Origin of the sequence: Novosphingobium sp. CCH12-A3, from assembly GCF_001556015.1 — a bacterium.
Lineage (GTDB): Bacteria > Pseudomonadota > Alphaproteobacteria > Sphingomonadales > Sphingomonadaceae > Novosphingobium > Novosphingobium subterraneum.
Genome location: NZ_LSIA01000181.1, coordinates 1 through 1,200, shown reverse-complemented (window position 1 = coordinate 1,200; position 1,200 = coordinate 1). Strand labels below are relative to the sequence as shown.

Annotated in this window: 1 protein-coding gene; it reads left to right on the top strand. The window is 55.8% G+C overall.

All coding sequences use genetic code 11. From position 1 onward, the window contains the following. Positions 1-22: 22 nt before the first annotated feature. Positions 23-379: a Smr/MutS family protein gene (locus tag AX703_RS28930; protein WP_369821027.1), complete on the top strand. Its 357-nt coding sequence runs from the start codon at positions 23-25 to the stop codon at positions 377-379. Positions 380-1,200: the final 821 nt, after the last annotated feature.

The following is a 1,200-nucleotide window of genomic DNA, read 5'->3' as shown; positions in this document are numbered from 1 at the left end:
GCCCACACCCGTCGCCCGCCCCCTGCAAAGCCACGGCCTAGATTCCAGCTGGGACCGCAAACTGTCACGAGGGCCAATTACCCCCGACGTCACCATAGACCTCCACGGCCTCACCCTCGACGCCGCCCACGCCCGCCTCACCGCCAGCATCGCCCAGGCCCTCGCCATGGGCGCCCGCGTCATGCTCCTCATCGCCGGAAAGCCCCGCCCTCACGACGAACACGACCAACGCGGCAACCGCCGAGGCGTCATCCGCGCCAAACTGCTCGACTGGCTGGCACACAGCCCGCATGCGGGGCAAATCGCGGCGGTAAGGCCCGCGCAGCCGAGGCATGGGGGTGCGGGCGCGGTTTACATTGTGCTGCGGAAGGGGCGGTAACACCCAAATCCTTCCCGTTTTTGCAAAGCACAAACGGGAAGGTGACATTCGCGTTAGCGAATTACGGAGGGGGTATGTGCACGTGCAGGCGGGCGATCAATCTGCAGCAAGGCTTAGTGAACGCGCGACTGCTTGGTAGGGCGCAGGTTTCGGGATTATCAGCCAACAGTTGTCAACCGATATCACGCACATTCGCCCGGCAAAGGCCACCATTCGACCGGCTCAGAGTGTGCCACATTCTGCGCCCAAATGCCCGAAATCCAATATCCTGCTTTCGTGCGTTTACCGACAGCAAACGAATTTTTGTCGAGGTCATGAAATGGCCCTGCGAAACGCATCAAAACGTAAATGTCGAGAGGTGGCTGTGATGTTCGACCAGCGGGTCCAGCCAAGGGCATTTCCGTTGGGATAGGGATTCCAAATTGTGGCCTTTTGAGCGGAACGCACTCGTTTCCTACATGCTCCCAAATGCTGGCAAAATGGAGGAGCGTACCGCAATGATTACAATCTTCAACTACGTTATCGTATCCCTCAACTGGAATTAACTCTCGGCAACTCGGACACTCATATATCTCCGGTATACGCACATTATCACGATGTTTTCTACGAAATCCCTCCACGGGAATGAGAGTGTCTTCTTCATTATAGTAAGATAGCGACATAAAAGGCCTTTCATATCGGCAGATTGCTAAGGTATCGAGTTACCTAAATTTTGCAAATCCATCTACATTCTCCTTGACAAAACGAACCATATAGGTTATACACTCCGCCCAAAGGTCAGGAGAGGGCACAAGGCCAACCCGCTCCTCTCCCTTCGGAAG